Below are 21,874 nucleotides of genomic sequence, written 5' to 3'. Positions count from 1 at the left end.
TGCCCCTCTCACTACTTCTCCCTGCGGATATCCAGTTCCTTCCTCAACTGGTTCGAATTCAGCCCCAGGGCCTCTCTCATATTCTTCCAGCTTTCTTAGCCGCAAAAAAATCCCCCAAATCGCTCCAGCAAAACTCATCCAAAGATGAATCCTGTTTATCTGCGATCTGAGGGAATCCAGAAAAACTATTTTTTCTTAAAACAAGGAATGAACTGTCTCTTCAACCTCTTTTAAATAGCCCTTGAGGACTTCTTCACCTGCACCCGGAACATTCCCGAACAGTAAATGCCCTACGGACTCAATGCCCGTGAAACCATAAATTCCGGCGGTAGAAGTAAGCTTAAGCGCATCGCTCATCCCGATTTGATCGTAAATTTCTATTGGCGTACCTTGGGTGTTGATGATCAGGCCTTTTTTGCCCTTCAGCAGCTGGTCAATCCCCTCTGCGCCATAAGCATAAGCGAAGCCGTAAGCAAATACGCGATCGACATATCCTTTAAGAATAGCCGGCAAACCTGTCCACCAGATCGGATAAATGAACGTAATCACGTCTGCTTGCGTAATATAATCCTGTTCGGTTCGAATATCGGCAGGCGTTTGCCCCGCTTTCATAGCCTCTGTATCTTCAGGTTTGAGCACAGGCTGGAAATTGAGCGCGTACAAATCACGAACAACTACTTCGTGTTCCTTGTTTTTCAAAGCATTTGTTGTTGTTTCGAGAATAGCTTGGTTAAAGCTTCCTTCATTGGGATGGGCGTATACGATTAAATGTTTCATTTTGATCTCCTCCGTATCCTTTTATAGAATCGTTAAACTGCATAGATATCTATGATTTTAACAAAAAATAAAAAAATGAATTTTAAAACCTGCGATACACCTGCTGCAACAAATATTCCAGCTGTTCTTTTTCCGAATCGGATAAACCTCCATAAATGACCTCGTTTAAGGAATTCGAAATGGTTCGGAACACAGGCTCCAATTCCTTTCCTTTCTCGGTCAAATATACGGAGGTCACTCTTGCATCCTCCTTCCGTTTGATTCGTTTCACATAACCAAGCTGCTCCAGCTTGTTCACCAGAACGGTGACCGTCGGCTGTGTGCGATGGATGTTCTCGGCCAGCTCCTTCACGGATAACCCGTCTTCCCGATAAAGAAAAACCAGGATATCGCCATGAGAAGGCACCATGCCTTCAATTCCGTTTTTCTCCAGCTCGGATACAATTTTGCTGTGTACGGCGTCGTTAATTTTTCCAATCATGGATGCTGAGTTGTATTTAAGCATGATTCGATTATACATAGATGTCTATGCATCGTCAACTTCGGGTTAAAGCTTCTTAGACAACAAGAAAAATCCCCTCAGCTCAAAAGCAGGTTGCTCATCCTGAGATGAAACATCCACTTTTTAACCGAGGGGAAACGTTGGTTCTTTTACGAGTTAGTTAAAAACAGCCTTTCTTATTTCGTGCCGCGAAGCGACCGAAATTTAGCTACATAAGCCGCAGCGAGTTCCGTAATCTTATCATAGTTCCCTTGTTTTGCCGGGGCCGTCAGGTTGCCGCCAATCCCAACGGCTATACAGCCGGATTTCAGCCACTGCTCCATGTTGTCCAAATCAACGCCTCCGGTTGGCATGATGTTCACATGCGGCATCGGACCTTTGACAGCTTTGATGTAATCAGGGCCAAAAGCACTGCCCGGGAACAGTTTGAGCACGTCCACTCCGAACTTAAGCGCCTCTTTGATTTCTCCTGGCGTCAACACGCCCGGCATGTAAGGGATGCCGTACAAATTACAAATCCGGGCTGTCTCTGCATCAAAAGAAGGACTAACCACGAATTCAGCGCCTGCCAGAAGGGCAATACGGGCCGTCACGGGGTCCAAGACGGTTCCCGCGCCGATAACGGCTCGTTCTCCGTATTCGGCGGCCAGTTCACGAATGGCCTCATCCGCTCCCGGTGTTGTAAAGGTTACCTCGATATTGATTAGACCTCCCTGGATACAGGCTGCAGACATTTTGACGGCTTCCTTCGCATTTTCAGCACGGATAACGGCCACAACTCCACATTCGGTCAAACTTCCCAGCACCTTCAATTTTTTCATCGGTCCTCTTCTCCTTTAGTTGGTTTCTATAATTTTAGTAAATTAATTTATCAAATTCATTAAACATCTCTTAAAATAGATACTAAACTTATTAAAGTACAGAGTCAACGCTTTTTTGCAACCGATTTCAGAATAAGAGGTCTACTTTCATAAATTTCTTGTTATATTAAATAAAATCCTCAATTTATCACTTTTAAGGTCGCTAGAAACCCATTTACTATTTGCTTTGATCACAAAGTTAACGTTGTACTAAATCGGTTTATGTGATATTTTGAGGGAAAGTAATCTTTAAGGGGGATTAAGCATGTCAAAAACATTGGCGGCCATTACTTTTGGCGAACCGATGGTGATGTTTCGGGCGGAGGAAATCGGAGAGCTGCATGAAGTAACTACCTTTTCCAAATGGGTGGCGGGTGCGGAAAATAATGTGGCGACAGGCCTCTGTCGTCTCGGTCATGCAACCGGTTACGTAACCAAGCTGGGCGAAGACAGCTTCGGACGGTTTATTCTGGAAGCGCAGAAGCTGGAGGGAATCGATACTGCCGGCGTCCTGTTTTCCAAAGAACGTCCAACGGGACTGCTCCTCAAATCACAGGTGTTAACCGGAGATCCCAAAGTCGAATATTACCGCAAAAACTCCGCGGCCTCCACGCTGAGCATTGCCGATTTTGACCCTTCTTATTTTGCTGCTGCAGGCCATCTGCACGTAACAGGAATTTCGGCCGCCCTTTCGCCTTCCATGCTGGAATTTTCGCGCCATGCCATGGATTATATGAAAAAAATAGGCCGGACGATCTCATTTGATCCTAATCTCCGTCCGGTGCTTTGGCAGGATCAGGACACCATGATCCGGACGATTAACGAATTGGCTGCCCATTGCGACTGGTTTTTCCCTGGAATCGGGGAAGCCCGGCTGCTGACCGGCCTGGAATCACCGGAGGAAATCGCGGACTATTATCTGAAGCAGGGAGTTTCTTTCGTCGCCGTTAAGATGGGGCCGAGCGGGGCCTTTTATAAAACGGCAGAAACGGAAGGTTTTGCGCCGGGATATCTAGTAGAGCGGGTTGTGGATACGGTCGGCGCAGGCGATGCTTTTGCCGTAGGCGTCATCAGCGGACTGCTGGAAAATCTGGATGTGCGGTCTGCTGCCATGCGGGGCAATGCGCTGGGAGCGCTGGCTGTGATGTCCCCCGGGGACAGAGAAGGTTTGCCGCGACGCTCCGAACTGGAAACGTTTCTGGCTCATGGCGCTTTGATGAAATAGAGTATGTATTGGCTAATTAAAACGGGAGCACAAACCAGGTTCGATTTCCGGTTGTGCTCCCTTTCTTATGCTGAGAAACGCCTCAAGCCTTCAAAAAGGAAAGCAAACAGCTTTCCTTCCGGCTACACGCCTCTCACCGATGCCCCCTGTTGAAGCGTTGGCGGAAAGCGGTAGGTAATCGGGACAGGCCGATCTTTTTCCTCTATCGCGGATAAAATCACCTTGGCCGCCTGGGCGCCCATCTCCCATGCAGGCTGGCGAATCGTGGTGATGGCGGGATTATAAATCCGGGCAAATTCGGCGTCGTCAATGCCGATCAGCGAAAGGCGCTCGGGAATGCGGATCCCCTGCCGGTTCGCTGCTTTCAGCAGCTCGGCGAGCACGATATCGTTCCCGGCGATCAGGGCCGTCGGCGGCTCCGGCAGCGCCAGCAGCTCCTCCAGCCTGCCGGCAATTTCGCTCGCCGGCGTGCTGATCATCCAGGCTTCCCTCGGCTGCAGCCCCGCTTCCTCCATCGCCTTCCGGAATCCGGCCAACCGCTCCTTGCGCGGCGTAATCCCCTGCTCGCCCAGCGGAAGCGTTACGATGCCGATTTGGGAGTGCCCGCTTCGAACCAGCTCCTCCACCCCCAGCTTCGCCGCCATTTCATTATCAAGCAGCAGGCTTTGAGTGCTTACGCCCTCCACAAGCCGGTCGATTAATACAAACGGCAGCTGCAGTTCATTCAGCCGTTCGTAAGCAGAAGCCTGATGGCCGGTGGGAAAAAGGATCAATCCGTCGACCTGCCTAGCCATAAGCGTCTCGATATGCCGCTGCTCTTTCTCCGGGTTCTCGTCGGAATTGCAGATCAGCACCTGGATTCCGCGGCTTTGAAGCTCGCTTTCAATCGCCTTGACGCATTGAATCGATAGGGAATAATCAATATCTGCCACGACGACGCCGACCAGAAACGTCCGGTTCTGCTTCAGGCTGCGGGCAAGGCCGTTCGGCTGGTACCCGAGTTCCTCGATCACCTCTGCGATTCGTTTCCGGGTCTCCTCGCTCATATACTTATAGCGCCCGTTTAAATATTGGGACACGGTGCTTTTTGATACACCCGCCTCGCGGGCAACATCGTCTATTTTCAGCCTTTTCATTTTCCGGTTCTCTCTTTTCCAACATAAGTTTTCTTCTTACAATAGCATAGCGGAAAGCAGGAGCTTTTTCTACAAAGCGAAAAAACAGCAAAAAAACCAGGGGTTCCCCCGGCTTTTTTGGATCGCTTGGATTCTTTTTTTCGAACCTGTTCTGTTCCTAAACGTTTGTTTCTGTCGGATATGGATCTATCGTCTGGATGGTGCCGTCTTCGTTGTATTTTAGTTCGGCATATTTCACGCTGCGCTTATGGTTAACACCGCCGGACAGGGAGCTGTCGTGGTAAAAAAGATACCATTTGTCTTCGAATTGGACAATCGAATGATGGGTGGTCCAGCCGATGACGGGCGTAAGAATAGTCCCTTTAAAGGTATAAGGCCCCAGCGGATTTTCGCTTACCGCATAGACCAGCTTATGGGTTGTCCCCGTAGAATAAGAGAGATAGTAGAGACCGTTATATTTATGGACCCATGGGCCTTCAAAATATCTCCGGTCCTCGTCGCCTGCCAAAATCGGCTGACCTTCTTCGTCCACAATCGAGATTTCTTGCGGTTCATGCTGGAAGGACAACATATCTTCGCTTAACAACGCTACGCGGGGGCCAAGCGCAGGCTGATCCGGTTTGAGCTCTGGCGCATCCGGCTGGAAGGTTCCGGTCTGCCATTTTTCCAGTTGTCCGCCCCAAAGGCCGCCAAAATAAATATAAGCCTTTTGATTGTCGTCGACGAGCACGGCCGGATCAATGCTGAAGCTTCCCGGAATATAATCGGGTTCGGCGCGGAAAGGCCCCGCGGGCGATTTGGAGGTTGCCACGCCGATCCGGAAAATGCCGTCATGATCGCGAGCCGGGAAAAACAAATAATAAAGGCCGTTTTTATGCGCGGCATCCGGTGCCCACAGCTGCTTGGAGGCCCATGGAATGTCACGCAGGTGAAGTGCTTCCCCATGATCCACTACCGGAGATTCAAAGTTATCCAGTGACAGCACATGATAATCCTCCATGGCATATTGATCGCCATTATCGTTATCCAGACCGTCGTGCTCAAGATCATGGGACGGATAAACATAAATTTTGCCTTCAAAAACGTGGGCGGATGGGTCCGCCGTATAAATATGGGTTACAAGCGGCTGGTTCGGAACAGGAATTTTATTATTCATTTGGAAGCTCCTTTTCAGTTAAATTAGCAAATTAGGATAAATCAACACCTTGCGACACGCCGAACAGCTTGGCTGCCTGCCCGGCCAGCAGGCCGATCGGGCCAAGTCCCGTGATCAGCAGCCGGTCGAACGGCTTGGCCTGACCGCGAAGCAAGGCATGGAAGCCGACGGACAACGGCTCCAGCAGCGCTCCTTCCTCGTAGCTCATCGTGTCGGGCAGCTTGAACAGATAGTCGCTTGGCATTCACGATATACTCCGCCCAGGCCCCGTTGACGGGAGGCATGGCCAGGAAGGAAACGTCCGGGCACAAATTGTAGCGGCCGATTTTTCCATGCTCGTAATAATGAACGTCGGATCCGCAAATACCAATGCAATAAACCTTGATCAGCGCCTCGTTCTCCTTGGGTACCGGGATGCTGACGTCCCGGACGGCTATCGACAGCGGCTAATCCATGATGGCTGCTTTCATCATACCTGTCGTCATAAGCACACACCTCTCCTAAAAATATAGTGCTGAACCTACAGAATTCATTCCTCGCCTTCACGGTAAGCAAAATAATCAAAATCCGCATGTTTTTGGCGCCCGCTTAAATCCTGTACACAGATACCGATAAAAGCGCCTGTAAACCCTTGATCCAACAGGACGCCGCCGCGTTTGGTCTCTACGTGTTCGTCGGACATGACGCTTGCGTCAAGCACGGGTCCAACCGGGTGCCAGCCGGATCCATTCGTCGAGTAGAAAAATTGGGCCTGTTCCTCCTCAAGCTTCAGCTTCAGATAAACATTTGGGATTCCCTCCAGAGAGATTTCTTCGGCCAGAGGTTCATCGTATTGTCCCTGGCCGCTGGTCAGCAGATTTAAGCATTTGCCCAAGGTTTCATCCCGGCTGACCCGCAGGTAATACCAGTTCCGGGCGTTGTAATAATAGACCAGTCCTGCCATCTGCTGATAGGTATACGAATCAAACTCCACGGCCGTTTCCGCTTCTGCGCAAAAAGCCTGCTGCCGTCTGGCGACCAGACTTTGGCCATGAGCAGACGAGAATGACTCCCCGCCCCGGAGGCGCAGAAGGGACCCAAAATAGACTTGGACCGCGCCATCATTACGGCATGATCCAAGCGGGTGCCGCCTTCAGCGGTAAGCAGATAATAATAATCCCCATGCCGGTAAAGATGAGGCGCTTCCGTCAAACCAAGCGGAGTTCCGCTGAAAATTATGTATCGGGCCGGTCAGCTTTTTCTCCCTGAAATCATACTCCTGCATCACAATTCCGCCGAAGTGGTTGCGTCCTTTGCGGTGATCCCACACCATATTGAGCAGCCATTTTCGCCCGTCCTCGTCATGAAAAGCGAAGGGTCAAACCCGCGCAGAATCGGATTTACAATGGTGTTCATCTTAGCCTTCCTCCTAACCATCTAAAAGCCCGTTCCCTGATAGATAGATGCCGAAATAAATCGTATACAAGGCCTGATTGATAGCGCTTGCATTATCTTTTAAAGTTAACCGTTCACTGGCCCTATCAGCTGAAGCCATCTAAATTGTAACCCCAAATCGCCCCTCTCCTCAATACGTAGATTTAAGGCGGGCTTTCAATATTTAACGATTCTGGCTGGAGGAGTGTATGATTTTCCTATCGGTAAAAAAATGAGGCGGCTTTAATTAGGGTGCTCCCCAACTAAAACCGCCTGACTGTTCTACTCTTTATTTTTTGGCTCAGTTTATATATTTGTTTTGCTTTTCTTTCTCCTGGACAAGCTTGGCCGGGGTAACGTCGTTTCCAATCGGGTCAACCACGGAGACGCTCAACAGAGTGGTTTCGATTTGACCGCGAATGAGCTTCAAATAGTCCTGCCGCAAACCGGCTTGTTCAGCTTTTTCTTTATCGGTTAATCCTTCGTTAAGGCTTTTTCTGCTAAGTTCATTGATTCTGGGTAGCATAGGAATCATGTTTCTCCACCTCTTTCTTTAAGATCCTTTTATGCAGCCTTTGACTGATTTTCCGTCTGGTGCATTGAAGGGAAAATATTTTTAAATAATATTTCTTTAATTAAAGATAATTTGTTTTGATGTATTTGTCAACTTTTTAGAAGGGTGCTGTTAACAGCTAACTTAAAACGGCTGCCTCAGGCAGCCGCTGTCATTTGCTTACCGACAAAATGAATCTCTCCAGAGGTCCTGGATCGGTAATGCTCTGATTGCATATATGATTGTCCAGACAAACGTATTGAGCATAGGTCGTGTGATTATCCGGCAAGGCATTGGCAGACTTGGTTTTGACCGAGAAAAAGGCTAGCTCCTGGTGCCCGTTGCAGAACAAGCAGTACTCTTTTTTGTTGATCGGCGTAATCGGCGGGAAAGACTCCAAGCAAGACTCTAATCCGGTAAGATAATGCTGAAAATCATGGGCCGTCTCAAGCGTCGTGATGGGTTCCAGCAGGCCCTTCTGCTCTTCCGTCAGGGAAGAAAAAGCTTCAGCAACGTTTTGCCCGGCACGATATCTTACGGTTTCAAGCACCTTCCGGTCCGCGACCGTTCGCAATGTTTTTTGCAGAAATTCCGATTGTTTTTTAATTACGTTAAACTGATGGTTTCTAATAAATGGTGTGTGCACAGCTTCCAGCCCCTTATTTTTAATAAAAAACCTAAGGTCCAAAGCCTGCTATTAGAAACGATAAAGTTTAGTATGGGCGAAAGAAGTTTGTTCGTCTATCGCTCCCCACGCAAAGTATCGCCCCAGATCAGGCTTTGCATGAGGCTTCCCTAGTAAATGAGCAATTCAGTATTGCCACTGTAAAACCCCTAATAACAGATCATAAGCAAAGTATAGCAGCAAGGAGCGGGCAGGAGCATTGATTTTGGAGGATTAGCTGGGCGAAAAAAAGGGAGCCGTTGGCTCCGTAGTTCAATCATTTTAGTTCCTTCCCATTATTAAAAGCTCCCATAAGTTGATTCGAGATTCGAAGCGCCTCCTCCCGGTTTGAGGCCGGAGCTGAAATCATTCGACCATCATCCGGTTTCCAGGAGCCGCTTCCATCCTTATCTTGTTCAAAAATGCTTATGGTAAACTCGTTAAACCTTTTATTAGCAAACAAATATCCATATTGAAAAATATAAGGACCATGGTTTTCTATATACGGATAAACTATTAACCCGCCCTCGCCAATCGCTTTATAAAAACGAATCGTCAGGTCTCTCTGATCCTCGGGTACAGGGATTTTTTCTCCTTCGATATCCAGGGATCCTTTAAACGTCCGATTCCCGTTCAGTTGGCGATACAGCTTTCCGTTCATCTTTATATTGGTTAATTTCATTCCCTGGTCGCTTTCGCCTAACCTGTAATCTACACCTTGAACATTCACGCTTATCTTTTTGGGGTAAAAGAACACGATAATAGAAATTATCAAACCCATTAAAACTACTAAAATGGATAGGGTTAAAGCTTTTCGCATGGCAAGCTCCTTAAACGTGGTAACCTTCTGTCATCTGTTCAACTTAAAATTCCTTACCTAAATTTAGGCTTTAAATTTTTATTATCAAAAAAATACAATTGGCCTCCTAATACTAAAAACATCAACTTTACTTAAAAATATCCAAATAATTTGGCGGAATTAGCTTTTTGTTAGGCCCCTCTAAATGTTCTGCTCTAATAAACTTCACGTTGTCAGGGAACAGAGGCGAAATTTCATAAAAAAAGCGGTCTTTCCCCACGGCTATATGCGGGCCTACGGTTGGAGTAACCTCTACGGTTACCAAAAAATCAAAACCTCTATATCCATTTATTCGTTCCACCTGGAGGATGTCAACAAAATACGGATAAAGCACTGGCGGGCTTTTTAAATAAGGGGAATAAATGATTGCCAACTCTTCATTCATATGAGGCACCAAAAAAAGCATCAGCATGTCTTGAAACTGCAATTCTCTTGAGTCTGCAGGCTCTTCTCCAAAGCAGGCTTTGGGCTGCATCATAACCGTCAAAATAAAAATACACACAATCCATTTTTTTAACATAACTTGCACCACCTTTAAAGGAATATTCAGACATTATCCTTTGGAAGATGGAGATGGTTTATTCTATAGCAGTAATATAAATTGGCTTGGTGCCCCATTCAACAGTTAAAAAACTTGAAACATACTACTATTTTGCTTAATCCTTATTTTTTCTGTTATCTTAGTCCTTCATTACATAAATAGTCAATATTGTTTAGACAATCCTTGGTATAAACTGTATTCTTGCTTTTGAAATTTAATTTTAAAGGAGAGTTCATCAGAATGATACTAAAAAGACCACCGTGGACTTGTTCCTCGGTGGTCTTCTTCTGTACTTGATCTGTTTCTGATTTGACTAACCGGGCGTTCGTCTTACAAAAAGAATGCCCGAGAAATAATTACCAAAAGGATGAACAATACCAGAATCGCAGCTGTGGAAGTACCCAGTCCTCCGAGGCCGCCGCCGTAACCTCCGCCAACATCATTCATAAATAATTCCTCCTAAAAATCTAAGTTTGCGATACATCACAGTATATGAATAATTTCGAGTTTGGACTAGGCCGTTGGATATTTTTTTAGAATAAGGATTTCGCCCTTAGGAGCCGAAGAACAGAGCGGAGCTACAAATATGGAATTGAAGTCAGACAGGTTTATTACGCAATAGCCTATTTTCACAACTTAATAACGAAGCCTACTAACAAAACCAGCCACCTATTGGGCCACAATGTCTTTTCTTTAATAAAAAAGGCTCTGCCAAAAATTAAAATAGATATTAAACTATCTCCATATGGAAGGTTAATGAATAAGCTATCCTAAGAAAGGATGTGAAACAACATGTCTACATTCATTGACCTTAGAACCTCTCAGAATGCAAGTTTTGCAGGCTCAATAGCCATCCCAATCCTCGTAGTCGATACACCGCAATTATTTGGACAAATAGGTATCGTTACCGCAGGAGTTGGCGCTAATCCACGAGTAAGCCTCTCTGGTACGGTTTCTTTACAGCTGCCATTGGCTTTAGTTGGTATAACCATTACTATTGTTCGGGGTACTGAGCCTACTGATCCACTTGTATATTCTGCAACCTCTACTTTTGATCTGACAGTCCTGGCTCCACAGGTACTCACATTTTCTGCAACTGATTTTGATCCGCCGATCACACCGCAAATAACTTACACGGCATTTGTTAGCTCGAACCTGCTGGGCACAATACGGGTAGGTCCAGAAAACTTTGATGGAATATTGGCAAGCGATTAAATGAAACAAAAAGCCCCCTGTCAGCCGTAGCTGACAGGGGGTTTGCTGCTTCTTCCGAACCTTCCCTGCTATAAGCAGCTCAACAGCTGGGAGATCAAATTAAGAACTGGCCCATTATTATTGGTGTATTTGCTGATTGCAAACTTCGATGGATCGGTTCCCAGCATCTTTAGCATGTACCCGTTCATAAACGCAGTAACATCGCTCATTGGAAGGGATATTCCTTCTCCGAGCCATTAATCATAGTAATTATAAAGATGGCACGATCACCGTCCTGCATATCATCTCCCTCCTTTTTCTATCATAAATAACAAAAAAGGCCGGCGTCCCGGTTGCGAGCCGGGTGCCTGGCCATTTATCCGAACGCCTGGTCATGTACCAGTGCTCGATGGTATATTTACATTTTTCATAAATAAGGTTCCTTGTCATACTGTTTTCACATTAATCCAAAAACCGTTCCCGGCCTTAGCCCATCGAAAGACCAATGGCGGCATTGTCATCGGGAGATCCCAGCCAGAAGCCATACTGTCCAGCTACGGTTCTAAAATTTTTCAGGTCCTCTGGATCCGGCGGACCAGGCGTTACGGATGAGACAGGTCTTCCGACCTTTTCAAAAAATTCCCCCATCCTCACCGTTGAGGCTACCACCACGAATGCTGATTCATTGGATACATTTCTCCAGGAGTGCTTCACATTTCCTAGAACATCCAATATTTCACCGGGCCGAACTTTCGTCCAACCGTCTCCCGTCCAAGCTTCAAGCTCCCCAGAAAGAACATAGAAGGTTTCCCGATCTTCATGGCTATGCATAGGCACAAATACACCCGGACCGAACTCAGCTCTCATCAAGCAATAGCCTTGATCCTCCGATAATTTCGTTAAATGTTGGATACGTGGACCACCAAGTACGGACAAAATTTCCTGCATGCTATTTCCTCCTATTTAGTTATTTATTTTGCGCAAAAGAAAAACCCTTGCAGTACAAGGGTTTCAACGATTTTTCATGCTAAAGCGGGTGATGGGAATCGAACCCACGCCACCAGCTTGGGAAGCTGGAGTTCTACCATTGAACTACACCCGCATGAGTCACGCTTGAATAATGTAGCATATTAACAAGGAAAATTCAAGCCGGGCGAACATGTTTACCTTCAAGCTTGCTCTGTCCCGGCATGGCTTTATACTGTATCTCCCTTTTTATATCAGGTTTTAGGTCTTCTATTATTGGAGGCGATTTGATAGAGTTGTACCCCTTATTCACCTGATCCTCATTCAGACTTCATGTAGTATTTAAAGGCGTTAAATATGATTAGCAATAATTCACAAAACACCTTCCATACTACGAACAATACAATGAACAGTACCAGTCCCGCAAAAAATCCCAATTCTGAGTTGTTTACTTGAACTATAGTATCCAAATCTTGTTCAATCTTAACTGACTTTGCATTAGTATGTATTGAGGAGAAATACCTCCCGATTCTTCCTGTTTTTAAAAAAATTCCTCTCCCAAGGAGTTACTTTCCTTACGTATTCGGTTCCCGGCTATCCATTCCCTTCCTCTTTATCAATCAATTTCCTTTGTTTAATTCTCTTATGTCTCCCCCCTGATTCCCCCTCCCCCTCAGCAAAAAAAAGGCCGCAGCTCTCCATTGAGAACAACGACCTCCAAGTATAGGGCCGAAACGGAAACCGCCACAAACGCAATCAACATGTGCATACCTGTTCAGCAGAAATTTTAAAATCCCATCATCTCGGCATATTAAACAACAGCTTGCGAATCACCGGCCAGTCGGGCGGATGAATCGTTTTAGGCAGCCGGTTCAACTCGAAAAATCGAACCTCCTGCACCTCCTCGTCCCCGCCGTTTATCTCGCCGTCATATTCGGTGCACAAATAAGAGGCAACTGCCAAAAACACTTCGTCTCCGTTTGGATAAAAGAAGTGAAAATCTTTTCCCGCATAAAGGTCCAGCAGCTTCAGCCTTCCTGCACGCAGGCCGGTTTCCTCCAGCAGCTCCCTGCGGGCCGTATCTTCATAACTTTCCCCCGGCTCCATGGAGCCGCCCGGCAGTCCCCAAAGACCGTTGTCGGTTCTTCGCTGCAGCAGCAGTCTGTCATCGGCATCCAGCAGCACAACACACGATCCGTTCATAATCAAAGGCCTTGTCCCGACGAGAGTTCTCAAATCCAGCATGTATCCCATCCCTCTAAAGCCTCCATTTCTCGCATTGCGAATAAAGTCCCCATTTAATATATTCGCCAAAGCTGAAAACGGAGAGGGGCAACCGTGGAAGCTTTCTATTTTCTTAACAGGGGAAGCTCAAATCAACTCTTTCTAACGCCATGTTATGTTGTCCTTCAAGCCCTCAGCTCTAAAAATCTCCGGATTACCGGCCCGTCCGCCGGATTGATCTCTTCATCAGCAGGCAGCTCCTCCAGGCCGAAAAAACGCAGCTCCGAAACTTCCTCCCTGTCGGCCATCAGCCGCCCCTCATAGGCTTCGCAGATATATGCGGCTATCACATTATAAACCTCATCCCCATTAGGGTACCGGTAATAAAACACTTTTCCGGAGAACAGCTCCATGAAACACAGCCCCCCCTGCCACAAGCCCCGTTTCCTCCATCAGCTCTCTGGCTGCGGCTTCCTCAAAGGTTTCACCCGGTTCCATGGAACCGCCTGGCTTCCTCCATTCTCTTATTTGGAAAATAAGTTTACATCCGGCGCGTATCCCCGGAATCTATATTTATTGCTCCGCTTGTCCCGTGACCGTCCCGAGCGGACGGAGAGCCTTCAAATCAGGCACAGGAAGCCCTTGCTTCCGCAGCTCCTGATGGATCCAATTCCGATGGTAGGCGTACACGATTTGGGCTTGCTCCTGGACCGGCTGCGCAATGCCGCTCCCTGCTCCCTGTTCTTCCCGCAAGCGCTCCATAATCACCAAATGCTCGTAAATCTGCCGGTAGGAAAAAATCACCTCTCCTTTTTCCCGGGTCTGCAGGGAGGTTTGCTTGCGCGGATGGATTTCGTTGTTCCACTGCTCAAACGCCTGCTCCAGGTTGATCAGCTCCGCCCGCAGCATTGGGAGATCGGCCGCTTCTTCCCTTTCTGCCAGCTTTTTGAATTCACGGCTGAGCCTTTCCGCAAAGGCTACCCGTTTCTCCTCCAGCCTCTCTTCCAGCCGGGGAGGAAAAATCAAATAATTGACGGCCACCGCTACGGCGATGCCTACCAACGTATCGATGATGCGGTGAAATCCGTAGGCCCAAGAGCTGGCTCCGCTGCCCAGATTCAGCATGACGGCCAGAAAAACGATACATCCGATCGAAACGGATTTGTTCCAGCCCAGCAAGTTGCAAACATAAATGACGATAACCACACCCAAGGCACATAAAAGAACATTCCCCGGATCGACGAACGCAAAACAAGCGCCAATCAGTGCCCCGACCAGCGTGCCCATCGTCCGGTGCCTTCCGGCCGCGAAAGAATTTGTAATCGTGTTTTCCATAGAAATGATGGTTGCGATTGCCGCATAAAACGGCGAATTCAGTTTAAAGATGACCGCGATGACCAGGCAAATGCATATGGCAATGCCCGTTTTGATGTTCCGCAGTCCGATTCCCCAGCTCATTCGTAAATTAGCCTTCTTTCCGTACATAAGTTGTAGATTGTAAAAAAACAATTCAGAAACCATTATACAGGATTAAGGCCCAAACCAAAAAAATCACCGCCGAACCCCCGTCCGGCGATGATTTCAATAAGAAAAACGTGTTTCATGTAAAGGCTGACTCTAACAACAATCAAATTGTCGCAGGTCCAATGAATAAATCCTTCTGATTCCTCGAAGTTTCCGGCCTCTTTCTCCCCAATTCCAAACGGAAACCTCGGAAGTTCAGGCGGCGTTTCATCCACGGACCCGGCCTATTGCGGCAACGTTGGCTGACTGGAGACCAGACCCATCCGCTCCATTCAGCTTATGCTCACCGCCCAAGCTTACAATGCAATCACGTAAGTTGCGATAGAATGCGGCTCCAGCGTTTCTTGGGCGGAAGACGTTCCTTCCCAGCCCAGCGTAAAGCTGTGCGGAGCGTCGGTTTCGTTTTGCACGACCACGGCAATTGTTCCATCCGGATTGCGGAAAGCGGTGGACAGCAGCTCGCCCCCGGCTGCATTCAGCCCGATGCGGACTGCGCCCGGTTTGATAAATTTGCTGAAGTGCCCAATGTAATAATAAGAGCTGTTGTAGTGCAATTCGTCCGTTGTCGTATCCGCGATGATCGGAGCGTCGCACAAATTGCCGACATGGTTTGGACCTCCGGTTTCGTCCAGAACGATGTTCCAGTCCAGGTAGCCTTCGGTCCAGTTGTTCAGGTCGCCGATCATGTTCCGGCCGTAACGTTCGCCCGTTTTCCAAGAACCCAAATGAACCCCTTGCTCCTGGCAGCCTTCCGTAAACAGCAGGTGTTTGTCCGGAAACAATTCATGGACCTTCCCTACATTTTCGAACTCTTCGCTCACATACCAGTGGAAGCCGGTACCCCAGACATATTTGGCCGCTTCAGGATCGTTATAAACCGTGCTTGCACGGTCAACGATAATATCGCGGTTATGGTCCCAGATCAGAAGATTAACATCGGCCAAACCTTCGCGGTGCATCGTTGGACCGAGATAATCCCTGACGAAATCTCTTTCTTCCTCCGCGCTGTAAATGCAGGAATCCCACGTTTGAACGGCGTCCGGCTCGTTTTGCACTGTAATGCCCCAAATATCTACGCCGGCTTTGCGGTACTCTTTAATAAACTTTGTATAATAAAGCGCCCAAGCGTCGCGGAATTCAGGCTTCAGTTTGCCGCCGCGGTTCATTTCGCCGTTCGTCTTCATCCAGGCCGGAGGGCTCCACGGGGAAGCCAGCAGCTTCAGCTCGCTGCCTTTTGCGGCAACTGCGTCCTTCACGAGCGGAATAATATGTTCAAAGTCATGGGAAATATCAAACGTTTTAAGCTCCGCATCATGGTCTTCTACGTACGTGTAGTTGCCGAGCGCAAAATCGCAGCTGTGAATATGCACGCGGCCGATCGAATAACCAAGGCCGTCCTTCGGATCAAAATAAGCGCGGATCGCTTCCGCTCTTTTCTCAGGGCTCATCCGGGACAACGTATAAGCAGCCGCTTCCGTAAAAGCGCCCCCGAACCCGATAATCTCCTGGTAATTCTGCTCCGGATTCACCTTAAGGTCGGCACTGCCGGAAGTATTGCTGAACGTTACTTCTCCTTTAGACGTAAGACGATCTCCCGTAGACTGGCTTGTCACAAACTTTTCTATTTTCGCCATGGCTCTCATTCTCCATTCCTTGATCATTCTGAAATCGATTTCATTGTACCTCATCTCCTTCGAATAATAAACAGAATTTTCGAAATCGATTTCATTTCCTTAAAATCCTCCACCTGATTCTTTAAAAAACAAAACCCGGCAGGCTAACCCCACCGGGCACACTTTTATAATCCACCATTTTGATTCACGCAATTTCGCTGCTTGCGCGGCTGGGAACCCCATTAGAGCAGCTTCCCTTCATTCCCTTCAGGTTCGTCTATTCCAGCGCAGCCCGCAGATCCTCGATCAGATCCTCGCCATCTTCGATGCCGACGGAGATGCGCACCAGACCTTCCGTAATGCCAAGTTCTGCACGCCGCTCGGCAGGAATCGAGGCATGGGTCATCCGCGCCGGAACCGAAATCAGGCTTTCCACCGCGCCAAGGCTTTCGGCCAGCGTAAAATAATGAATTTTCTTCAGCAGCTCATCCGCTTTTTCCGCGCTGCCGACATCAAAGGAGATCATGCCTCCATAACCGCCCGCTTGACGACCTGCCAGCTCATGCTGCGGATGGGAGGCGAGACCCGGGTAAAAGACCTTGGATACGGCCGGATGCCCATCCAAAAAGGCCGCAATGGCACGGGCATTCCGCTCCGTGGCTTCCATCCGCACCCCGAGCGTTTTCATGCCGCGAAGAAGCAGCCAGGAATCCTGCGGCCCAAGGACTGCTCCGATCGAATTCTGCAGAAAATGCAGCTCATCGGCCAGCTTCTCGCTGTTCACAACGGCCAAACCCGCAACTACGTCGCTGTGCCCGCCGATATATTTCGTGGCAGAGTGCACCACGATATCCGCTCCAAGGGCAAGGGGATTTTGCCAATAAGGCGTGCTGAAGGTATTGTCCACGATCAGCAGCAGCTCATGTTTCCTGGCAAAAGCCGAAACGGCAGCCAAATCCGTTACCTTCAGCAGCGGATTGGTGGGCGTCTCGATATATAAAGCTTTTGTGTTTGGACGAACCGCCTGTTCCAGAAGCTCCAGTTTGGTCGTGTCCACAAACGTGCTTTCGATGCCCGTTCGGTTCAGCACTTTGGTGACGATCCGAAAGGTTCCCCCGTACACATCGTCGGTTAGCAGGACATGGTCCCCCTGCTTCAGCAAAGAAAACACGGCATGAATCGCCGCCATCCCGGAAGCAAATGCAAATCCGCGAACCCCGCTCTCCAAATCCTTGATCAGTTCCTCCAATGCAAACCGGGTCGGATTGCCCGTACGCGAATATTCGTAGCCTTTATGCACTCCGATCGATTGCTGCTTATAAGTGCTGACTTGATAAATCGGCGTATTCACCGCTCCGGTATGCTCGTCGCCCGGAATACCGCCGTGGATCAGTTTCGTTTTTTTACGCATCGGTTACAAGCCTCCCTCATAGATTTTTTTGCTTAAATATCGTTCGCTGCTATCCGGAAAAACGGTCACGATGATTGCGCCGTCCGGCGCTTGATCAGCTTCCAGCAAAGCGGCTTGCAAGGCCGCGCCCGAAGAGCTGCCTACCAGCAGCCCTTCTCGCCGGGCCAGCTCTTTCACGCGGTTAAAGGCATCTTCGTCCCGGATCGTATGGATCGCGTCGAAGTAGCTCCGATCCATAAAATCCGGCACCATTTCCATGCCGATGCCCTCCGTCTTGTGCGGGCCGGACGGCCCGCCGTTCAGAATGGAGCCCTCCGGCTCCACGATGACGGTTTTGATGGAGGGTTTCCGTTCCTTCAAATATCGTGAAGTCCCCATAAAAGTCCCCCCGGAACCCGCCCCGGCCGCAAAGATATCGATCCGGCCATCCAGATCGTCCCAAATTTCCGGCCCCATGCTTTCATAATAAGCCTTTGGATTATTGGGGTTGGAGAACTGGCCCGGGCAATAAGCGCCTTCCGTGGTCTCCGTCAGCTCGCGCGCTTTTTCGATCGCGCCCTTCATGCCTAAGGCTGTAGGCGTATGCACGATGGTGGCGCCAAGCGCCTTCATCAGCTCCTGCTTTTCCTGGCTGAACTTCTCAGGGACCGTAAAAACAACCGCTATCCCGTAATGAAGGGCAGCCATGGCCAGCCCGATCCCCGCATTGCCGGCGGTAGCTTCAATCAGCGTCCCCCCGGGTTTCAGTTTGCCCGTATTCAGCGCCTCTTCCACCAAATATTTGCCGACGCGGTCCTTCACGCTTCCGCCCGGGTTCATGAACTCCAATTTGGCGAACAAACGAATGCCCCGCGGCAGCGGATAACCGTGAATTTCGACCAAGGGCGTTTGGCCGATCAATGCCAATGCATTCCGGTAAATACGCATTATATATTTTCTCCTTTAGAACTTTCTTTTTCTGCCTTGTGCCAGCATAATGCCTTCGATTCCCCGATAGTTTACTCCCTTTAACTTTCCCCCAATTTTCCTGAAAGAACCAAAGAAATTCAAAAATCTTCCTCTTCCTGTTATGGCAGGCGGGCTGGAATTATGAGATGATAGACCTATATACATAGCGATGAAAAGAAGGAGGAATGCCGCGTCATGAATCCCTTATTCCAACGTACCCAGTACGTGATCCGCAAAAAGATATTTTCCCTGTTGGGGACCAAATACCATATTTATGATGAAGCCGGACAGCTTGCGCTTTATTCGGAAATGAAAGCTTTTAAGCTGAAAGAAGACATCCGGCTCTACCGGGACGAGTCCATGTCCGAGGAGCTGCTCTGGATTAAAGCACGGAGTGTCATTGATTTCTCAGCTACTTTCGACGTAACCGACTCTGTCACGGGCGAGGAAGTCGGCGCCCTGCGCAGACGGGGTTTCAAATCCATTCTCAAAGATGAATGGGTGATTCTCGGACAAGGCGACCAGGAGATCGGCAGGATCAAGGAAGCCAATTCCTTCCTGGCTCTGCTGCGCCGGTTCATACATATTATTCCCCAAAGTTATTATGTTGAAATGAATGGACGGAAAATGCACGCCTTTACGCAAAATATCAATCCGCTTGTCACCAAGGTCAACTGCGATTTTTCGGAGCTGAGGCAGCAGCCTTTTGACCCGAGGCTTGGCCTTGCAGCCGGCATTTTGCTCTGTTCAATAGAAGGAAAGCAGGATTAACCTTACCTTAATCGTTAAAATCAGAGGCTGTAAGTCCGGCTTTGCAGCATGAAGTTCAACTCTTTTCTATTAAAAAAGACGGCAGCCCCTGCGGACACCATAAGGTGACCGGGCTGCCGCCGTTTTTTCAAGCTTTTCCTAACGAAGCTTCCTATCCCTTTAACGCAAGCTGCCGCGAATAAAAGAAAGCTCCGGAAGTAGTCCCGCCAGCTGGTCCTGAACCAGCAGCAGCTGCTCCAGCAAACGGGCTTTCTCCGTTTCCGCCTCCCTTTCGTCGTCCACTGCCCGCTTCTCAATAAGACTTAAATCCAGCTCGGCCGCAAACGGCAGCTCATGAACAAGCATCGAAACTTCCCCGATGACCTGCTGTTTTAAGTCGCGGGAAGCCGGAGTCCTCATATGGGTTTTTAAATATCCCCAATGAATACGCAAAAATTCCGGATAAGCCGCCAATAAACGGTAGTCTTCAGGAATTCCGACGCTGGAATAGCTTTCAGCCATTTCGTTCAGCAGCAATCTGGAATTTAAAGCGTTTTCAATTATGCTTGCTTCTGAAACCGCCTTGGGTCCGCGTCCTGGTAATCCATCAGCCGCTTTAGAGCTGCTTGCCTCCTTTTGAGGGGGTTGATTACAAGGCGGCTCCTGCCTCTGCCTACTTCCGCCCCTCTCCTTTTTCCCGCGGACGGCCCGGCCGCTTAATCCTTCCACCCACAAACTGACCATAATTAGGAGCTTTGGAGCTGCCTCATGACTCGTATTCACGAGGTTTCTTAGATGCTCAAAGGATCCCGGGCTGTATAAACTGCGCCAGTGGATCGACAGGGGCGCTGCCTCCAGCCGGTGGTTCCGGAGCAGCTCCGCCGCCCGATCGGCTTCCTCCGACGCCATGTTCATCCGGACGGCCGACCAAGCTTCCTCCGCCAAGCCGAAGGATTCAAGCACCTGAAAAAACCGGGGAACACGCGGCACGCCCAGCACGGTAACAATATCGCCGCAGAGCTCCTCGGACAGAGAACCCAAGCCATGGTCCGTATGACCGGAAACCGCCCTATTGTCCAGCATAATTCTCCTCCTTATGGATGTACTCAAGCATGATTTAACGCTAATTTATGTATATATGAATTAGGAGCAAAAAGACCGATTCTTCCCCATTCTCCCCGGAAAAAAAGAAAAGACAAGAATTCGATTCTTGTCTTCAAAATGAAATGCCTCTTCCTGTTTCTTCCTGCTAAATAAACAGAAACGGAATCAGGAACAAAAGCGCAATGGCGGCCCAATCCAAACCAAAACCGGCTCCGTAACCATAACCACCATATGGGGCACCATAGGCTCCTCCATACGGTGCGCCGTATGCGCCGCCATATGGAGCGCCGTAGGGACCGTAAGCCGAAACTTTCCCTTTTGCCGGGGATTTAAGCTTGCTTTTCTGCTGGGCCTGCTGGAGCTGTTTTTTGGCTTTCTGAGGATTTGTCGACATGACTTCGGCACCCCTGACGGCACCGTTAAACTCAATGCCTTTATCCGTCACATTGCTGATAACTCCATGGACCTGGGTTCCGTCGTGAAGAACAGCACAAACATGCTGGCCAATATACGGCTTGCAGCCTTCGTGGGAGAGCGGCTGAATCAGTTGCACGGACTTTCCTCCTTTAGATTTTGATTCACAACAGTATATTCCGTTCTTCCGATTTCGTTAAACGAAGTCCTCATTGTCCGCCAGCAATGCCACTCACCATAATCGATTAGCGAAAGGGGCTCTCGTCCATGAATTATTCCGATATTATAGCGTTAACTGGTGAAGGGGCAGCTCATCCGGGAGGTTTCGAAGGCACGGTTAAACTTCTGGAAAACATTCAAATCCCGCATGGGGCCAGCCTGCTGGAGGTGGGCTGCGGCACGGGCCGGACCGCCTGTTACCTCGCCCGTCTGGGATGCCGGGTGACCGCACTGGACCGGAATCCGCGCATGCTGGCCAAAGCCCGGGCCCGCGCCAGGGTTGAGGGCGTCGAGGTGCAGTTTATGGAAGGGGATCTTCTTCAGATGCCTTTCAAGGAGGGCGTTTTTGATTTTGTTTTTGCGGAATCGGTCACGATTTTTGTCGATCCGAACGCAGCACTAGCCGAATATGCGAGGGTGCTTGCGCCAGGGGGGAAATTATTCGACCGGGAGCTTTTTGCAACCCGGCCCAACAAGCAGCTGGAGGAGCGGATGACGGATTTATACGGCATCCATTCACTTCCGACGATTGGGGATTGGGTGCAGAGGCTGCAATCCGTCCCCTTTCTGAATCCACTGGTTTGGGCAGGGGAAGGCCACTCCCAGCAGCTGTTCGGCGCGCAATCCTCCGCATGGTTCGACCCGTATCAGATCCTAGACGTCAACCAGCTGACCGATCCGCAGGTGGTTGAATTTTTTGAGCGGAACCAGGCTTTTATCCGGGATTACGGGCAGGAGTTGGGATACGCGGTATTGGTGGGAAGCCGGTAACGGGAAGAATTGGGGTTTCTTCACAAAAGCAAAAAGGAGCAGGTCCGCCC

General features: G+C 49.0%; 26 protein-coding genes, 1 tRNA gene and 2 pseudogenes. 4 read left to right on the top strand and 25 right to left on the bottom strand.

What is annotated here, in order from left to right; translation table 11 throughout:
- Positions 1-195 precede the first annotated feature (195 nt).
- The 3 genes from AC3ZPD_RS01360 to AC3ZPD_RS01350 all read right to left on the bottom strand — a co-directional run bounded on the left by AC3ZPD_RS01360 (position 196) and on the right by AC3ZPD_RS01350 (position 2,100).
- Positions 196-777: an NAD(P)H-dependent oxidoreductase gene (locus AC3ZPD_RS01360; RefSeq protein ID WP_490982466.1), complete on the bottom strand. Its 582-nt coding sequence runs from the start codon at positions 775-777 to the stop codon at positions 196-198.
- An 82-nt stretch (positions 778-859) separates the two neighbouring features.
- The gene (locus AC3ZPD_RS01355) at positions 860-1,297 is read right to left on the bottom strand and encodes a MarR family winged helix-turn-helix transcriptional regulator (protein WP_490982465.1); all 438 of its coding nucleotides are present in this window, start codon (positions 1,295-1,297) and stop codon (positions 860-862) included.
- A gap of 158 nt (positions 1,298-1,455) precedes the next feature.
- Positions 1,456-2,100 (bottom strand): bifunctional 2-keto-4-hydroxyglutarate aldolase/2-keto-3-deoxy-6-phosphogluconate aldolase, encoded by a 645-nt coding sequence (locus AC3ZPD_RS01350; protein ID WP_490982464.1) that lies wholly within the window; start codon positions 2,098-2,100, stop codon positions 1,456-1,458.
- A 304-nt stretch (positions 2,101-2,404) separates the two neighbouring features.
- On the opposite strand from AC3ZPD_RS01350, the gene AC3ZPD_RS01345 reads away from it, so the two are divergent.
- Entirely contained in the window at positions 2,405-3,364 is a 960-nt protein-coding gene (locus AC3ZPD_RS01345; protein WP_490982463.1) for a sugar kinase, read from the top strand.
- A gap of 122 nt (positions 3,365-3,486) precedes the next feature.
- Here AC3ZPD_RS01345 and AC3ZPD_RS01340 read toward each other — a convergent pair.
- From AC3ZPD_RS01340 to yjcZ, 11 genes and pseudogenes are all read right to left on the bottom strand, one after another.
- Positions 3,487-4,527 (bottom strand): annotated as a pseudogene (locus AC3ZPD_RS01340) (LacI family DNA-binding transcriptional regulator); the annotation flags it as partial.
- Positions 4,528-4,657: 130 nt separating this feature from the next.
- Positions 4,658-5,656, bottom strand: coding sequence for a glycoside hydrolase family 43 protein (locus AC3ZPD_RS01335; protein WP_490982462.1), 999 nt, complete (start codon positions 5,654-5,656; stop codon positions 4,658-4,660).
- Positions 5,657-5,687: 31 nt separating this feature from the next.
- Positions 5,688-5,900, bottom strand: a complete 213-nt coding sequence (locus AC3ZPD_RS01330) for a hypothetical protein (protein ID WP_490982461.1) — start codon at positions 5,898-5,900, stop codon at positions 5,688-5,690.
- Positions 5,901-6,185: 285 nt separating this feature from the next.
- Complete coding sequence (locus tag AC3ZPD_RS01325; protein WP_490982814.1) at positions 6,186-6,677, bottom strand: beta-xylosidase family glycoside hydrolase; 492 nt, start codon at positions 6,675-6,677, stop codon at positions 6,186-6,188.
- An 8-nt stretch (positions 6,678-6,685) separates the two neighbouring features.
- Positions 6,686-6,847 (bottom strand): annotated as a pseudogene (locus tag AC3ZPD_RS01320) (family 43 glycosylhydrolase); the annotation flags it as partial.
- 72 nt (positions 6,848-6,919) lie between these two features.
- Positions 6,920-7,051 (bottom strand): hypothetical protein, encoded by a 132-nt coding sequence (locus tag AC3ZPD_RS01315; RefSeq protein WP_490982460.1) that lies wholly within the window; start codon positions 7,049-7,051, stop codon positions 6,920-6,922.
- 319 nt (positions 7,052-7,370) lie between these two features.
- Positions 7,371-7,604, bottom strand: coding sequence for a DUF896 domain-containing protein (locus AC3ZPD_RS01310; protein WP_490982459.1), 234 nt, complete (start codon positions 7,602-7,604; stop codon positions 7,371-7,373).
- 190 nt (positions 7,605-7,794) lie between these two features.
- Positions 7,795-8,268 carry a FusB/FusC family EF-G-binding protein gene (locus AC3ZPD_RS01305; protein ID WP_490982458.1) on the bottom strand — a complete coding sequence of 158 codons (474 nt, stop codon included), beginning with the start codon at positions 8,266-8,268 and terminating at the stop codon, positions 7,795-7,797.
- A gap of 295 nt (positions 8,269-8,563) precedes the next feature.
- On the bottom strand, positions 8,564-9,106 hold the full coding sequence (locus AC3ZPD_RS01300) for a hypothetical protein (RefSeq protein ID WP_490982457.1): 543 nt from the start codon (positions 9,104-9,106) through the stop codon (positions 8,564-8,566).
- A 127-nt stretch (positions 9,107-9,233) separates the two neighbouring features.
- Positions 9,234-9,665, bottom strand: coding sequence for a DUF3888 domain-containing protein (locus AC3ZPD_RS01295; protein ID WP_490982456.1), 432 nt, complete (start codon positions 9,663-9,665; stop codon positions 9,234-9,236).
- 351 nt (positions 9,666-10,016) lie between these two features.
- A complete protein-coding gene (yjcZ, locus tag AC3ZPD_RS01290; RefSeq protein ID WP_490982455.1) occupies positions 10,017-10,133 on the bottom strand; it encodes a sporulation protein YjcZ in 117 nt (38 codons plus the stop codon).
- Positions 10,134-10,478: 345 nt separating this feature from the next.
- Between yjcZ and AC3ZPD_RS01285 the strand changes: the two genes are divergently transcribed.
- Positions 10,479-10,901, top strand: coding sequence for a hypothetical protein (locus AC3ZPD_RS01285; RefSeq protein ID WP_490982454.1), 423 nt, complete (start codon positions 10,479-10,481; stop codon positions 10,899-10,901).
- 465 nt (positions 10,902-11,366) lie between these two features.
- Here AC3ZPD_RS01285 and AC3ZPD_RS01280 read toward each other — a convergent pair whose 3' ends face one another.
- The 9 genes from AC3ZPD_RS01280 to AC3ZPD_RS01240 all read right to left on the bottom strand — a co-directional run bounded on the left by AC3ZPD_RS01280 (position 11,367) and on the right by AC3ZPD_RS01240 (position 18,545).
- Positions 11,367-11,828, bottom strand: coding sequence for a cupin domain-containing protein (locus AC3ZPD_RS01280; protein ID WP_490982453.1), 462 nt, complete (start codon positions 11,826-11,828; stop codon positions 11,367-11,369).
- Between the two features lie 83 nt (positions 11,829-11,911).
- Positions 11,912-11,982: transfer RNA gene (locus AC3ZPD_RS01275), tRNA-Gly, on the bottom strand.
- Between the two features lie 662 nt (positions 11,983-12,644).
- A complete protein-coding gene (locus AC3ZPD_RS01270) occupies positions 12,645-13,100 on the bottom strand; it encodes an NUDIX hydrolase (RefSeq protein WP_490982452.1) in 456 nt (151 codons plus the stop codon).
- Between the two features lie 155 nt (positions 13,101-13,255).
- Positions 13,256-13,483, bottom strand: coding sequence for an NUDIX hydrolase (locus tag AC3ZPD_RS01265; RefSeq protein WP_490982451.1), 228 nt, complete (start codon positions 13,481-13,483; stop codon positions 13,256-13,258).
- The gene (locus AC3ZPD_RS01260; protein WP_490982813.1) at positions 13,440-13,598 is read right to left on the bottom strand and encodes an NUDIX domain-containing protein; all 159 of its coding nucleotides are present in this window, start codon (positions 13,596-13,598) and stop codon (positions 13,440-13,442) included. Before AC3ZPD_RS01260 ends, AC3ZPD_RS01265 begins: the two co-directional genes overlap by 44 nt.
- A 45-nt stretch (positions 13,599-13,643) precedes the next feature.
- Positions 13,644-14,528 carry an FUSC family protein gene (locus AC3ZPD_RS01255; RefSeq protein ID WP_490982450.1) on the bottom strand — a complete coding sequence of 295 codons (885 nt, stop codon included), beginning with the start codon at positions 14,526-14,528 and terminating at the stop codon, positions 13,644-13,646.
- Between the two features lie 362 nt (positions 14,529-14,890).
- Positions 14,891-16,228: a glycoside hydrolase family 30 protein gene (locus AC3ZPD_RS01250; protein WP_490982449.1), complete on the bottom strand. Its 1,338-nt coding sequence runs from the start codon at positions 16,226-16,228 to the stop codon at positions 14,891-14,893.
- 256 nt (positions 16,229-16,484) lie between these two features.
- Positions 16,485-17,618 (bottom strand): bifunctional cystathionine gamma-lyase/homocysteine desulfhydrase, encoded by a 1,134-nt coding sequence (locus AC3ZPD_RS01245; RefSeq protein ID WP_490982448.1) that lies wholly within the window; start codon positions 17,616-17,618, stop codon positions 16,485-16,487.
- Positions 17,619-17,621: 3 nt separating this feature from the next.
- On the bottom strand, positions 17,622-18,545 hold the full coding sequence (locus AC3ZPD_RS01240) for a PLP-dependent cysteine synthase family protein (protein WP_490982447.1): 924 nt from the start codon (positions 18,543-18,545) through the stop codon (positions 17,622-17,624).
- Positions 18,546-18,761: 216 nt separating this feature from the next.
- Here AC3ZPD_RS01240 and AC3ZPD_RS01235 point away from each other — a divergent pair, with 216 nt between their 5' ends.
- Positions 18,762-19,337 (top strand): LURP-one-related family protein, encoded by a 576-nt coding sequence (locus AC3ZPD_RS01235; RefSeq protein ID WP_490982446.1) that lies wholly within the window; start codon positions 18,762-18,764, stop codon positions 19,335-19,337.
- A gap of 159 nt (positions 19,338-19,496) precedes the next feature.
- Here the strand turns inward: AC3ZPD_RS01235 and AC3ZPD_RS01230 are convergent, their stop codons facing one another.
- Positions 19,497-20,399, bottom strand: coding sequence for a halocarboxylic acid dehydrogenase DehI family protein (locus AC3ZPD_RS01230; RefSeq protein WP_490982445.1), 903 nt, complete (start codon positions 20,397-20,399; stop codon positions 19,497-19,499).
- 166 nt (positions 20,400-20,565) lie between these two features.
- Positions 20,566-20,973 carry a hypothetical protein gene (locus tag AC3ZPD_RS01225; RefSeq protein ID WP_490982444.1) on the bottom strand — a complete coding sequence of 136 codons (408 nt, stop codon included), beginning with the start codon at positions 20,971-20,973 and terminating at the stop codon, positions 20,566-20,568.
- Positions 20,974-21,101: 128 nt separating this feature from the next.
- Here AC3ZPD_RS01225 and AC3ZPD_RS01220 point away from each other — a divergent pair, with 128 nt between their 5' ends.
- Entirely contained in the window at positions 21,102-21,824 is a 723-nt protein-coding gene (locus AC3ZPD_RS01220; protein ID WP_490982443.1) for a class I SAM-dependent methyltransferase, read from the top strand.
- The last annotated feature ends 50 nt before the right edge of the window (positions 21,825-21,874 follow it).

Source organism: Paenibacillus mobilis (assembly GCF_058267595.1).
The sequence above is the reverse complement of the archived record's forward strand: the minus strand, read 5'-3'. Positions and strand labels throughout refer to the sequence as shown.

Excerpts from the sequence above, each read along its gene's own strand:
- AC3ZPD_RS01280 (WP_490982453.1), bottom strand. The coding sequence starts at position 11,828 with ATGCAGGAAATTTTGTCCGTACTTGGTGGTCCACGTATCCAACATTTA.
- AC3ZPD_RS01315 (WP_490982460.1), bottom strand. The coding sequence starts at position 7,051 with ATGAACACCATTGTAAATCCGATTCTGCGCGGGTTTGACCCTTCGCTT.
- AC3ZPD_RS01240 (WP_490982447.1), bottom strand. The coding sequence starts at position 18,545 with ATGCGTATTTACCGGAATGCATTGGCATTGATCGGCCAAACGCCCTTG.
- AC3ZPD_RS01335 (WP_490982462.1), bottom strand. The coding sequence starts at position 5,656 with ATGAATAATAAAATTCCTGTTCCGAACCAGCCGCTTGTAACCCATATT.
- AC3ZPD_RS01345 (WP_490982463.1), top strand. The coding sequence starts at position 2,405 with ATGTCAAAAACATTGGCGGCCATTACTTTTGGCGAACCGATGGTGATG.
- AC3ZPD_RS01350 (WP_490982464.1), bottom strand. The coding sequence starts at position 2,100 with ATGAAAAAATTGAAGGTGCTGGGAAGTTTGACCGAATGTGGAGTTGTG.
- AC3ZPD_RS01355 (WP_490982465.1), bottom strand. The coding sequence starts at position 1,297 with ATGTATAATCGAATCATGCTTAAATACAACTCAGCATCCATGATTGGA.
- AC3ZPD_RS01300 (WP_490982457.1), bottom strand. The coding sequence starts at position 9,106 with ATGCGAAAAGCTTTAACCCTATCCATTTTAGTAGTTTTAATGGGTTTG.
- AC3ZPD_RS01285 (WP_490982454.1), top strand. The coding sequence starts at position 10,479 with ATGTCTACATTCATTGACCTTAGAACCTCTCAGAATGCAAGTTTTGCA.
- AC3ZPD_RS01270 (WP_490982452.1), bottom strand. The coding sequence starts at position 13,100 with ATGGGATACATGCTGGATTTGAGAACTCTCGTCGGGACAAGGCCTTTG.
- AC3ZPD_RS01330 (WP_490982461.1), bottom strand. The coding sequence starts at position 5,900 with ATGCCAAGCGACTATCTGTTCAAGCTGCCCGACACGATGAGCTACGAG.
- AC3ZPD_RS01230 (WP_490982445.1), bottom strand. The coding sequence starts at position 20,399 with ATGCTGGACAATAGGGCGGTTTCCGGTCATACGGACCATGGCTTGGGT.
- AC3ZPD_RS01245 (WP_490982448.1), bottom strand. The coding sequence starts at position 17,618 with ATGCGTAAAAAAACGAAACTGATCCACGGCGGTATTCCGGGCGACGAG.
- AC3ZPD_RS01235 (WP_490982446.1), top strand. The coding sequence starts at position 18,762 with ATGAATCCCTTATTCCAACGTACCCAGTACGTGATCCGCAAAAAGATA.
- yjcZ (WP_490982455.1), bottom strand. The coding sequence starts at position 10,133 with ATGAATGATGTTGGCGGAGGTTACGGCGGCGGCCTCGGAGGACTGGGT.
- AC3ZPD_RS01310 (WP_490982459.1), bottom strand. The coding sequence starts at position 7,604 with ATGATTCCTATGCTACCCAGAATCAATGAACTTAGCAGAAAAAGCCTT.
- AC3ZPD_RS01250 (WP_490982449.1), bottom strand. The coding sequence starts at position 16,228 with ATGGCGAAAATAGAAAAGTTTGTGACAAGCCAGTCTACGGGAGATCGT.
- AC3ZPD_RS01295 (WP_490982456.1), bottom strand. The coding sequence starts at position 9,665 with ATGTTAAAAAAATGGATTGTGTGTATTTTTATTTTGACGGTTATGATG.
- AC3ZPD_RS01265 (WP_490982451.1), bottom strand. The coding sequence starts at position 13,483 with ATGGAGCTGTTCTCCGGAAAAGTGTTTTATTACCGGTACCCTAATGGG.
- AC3ZPD_RS01220 (WP_490982443.1), top strand. The coding sequence starts at position 21,102 with ATGAATTATTCCGATATTATAGCGTTAACTGGTGAAGGGGCAGCTCAT.
- AC3ZPD_RS01255 (WP_490982450.1), bottom strand. The coding sequence starts at position 14,528 with ATGAGCTGGGGAATCGGACTGCGGAACATCAAAACGGGCATTGCCATA.
- AC3ZPD_RS01360 (WP_490982466.1), bottom strand. The coding sequence starts at position 777 with ATGAAACATTTAATCGTATACGCCCATCCCAATGAAGGAAGCTTTAAC.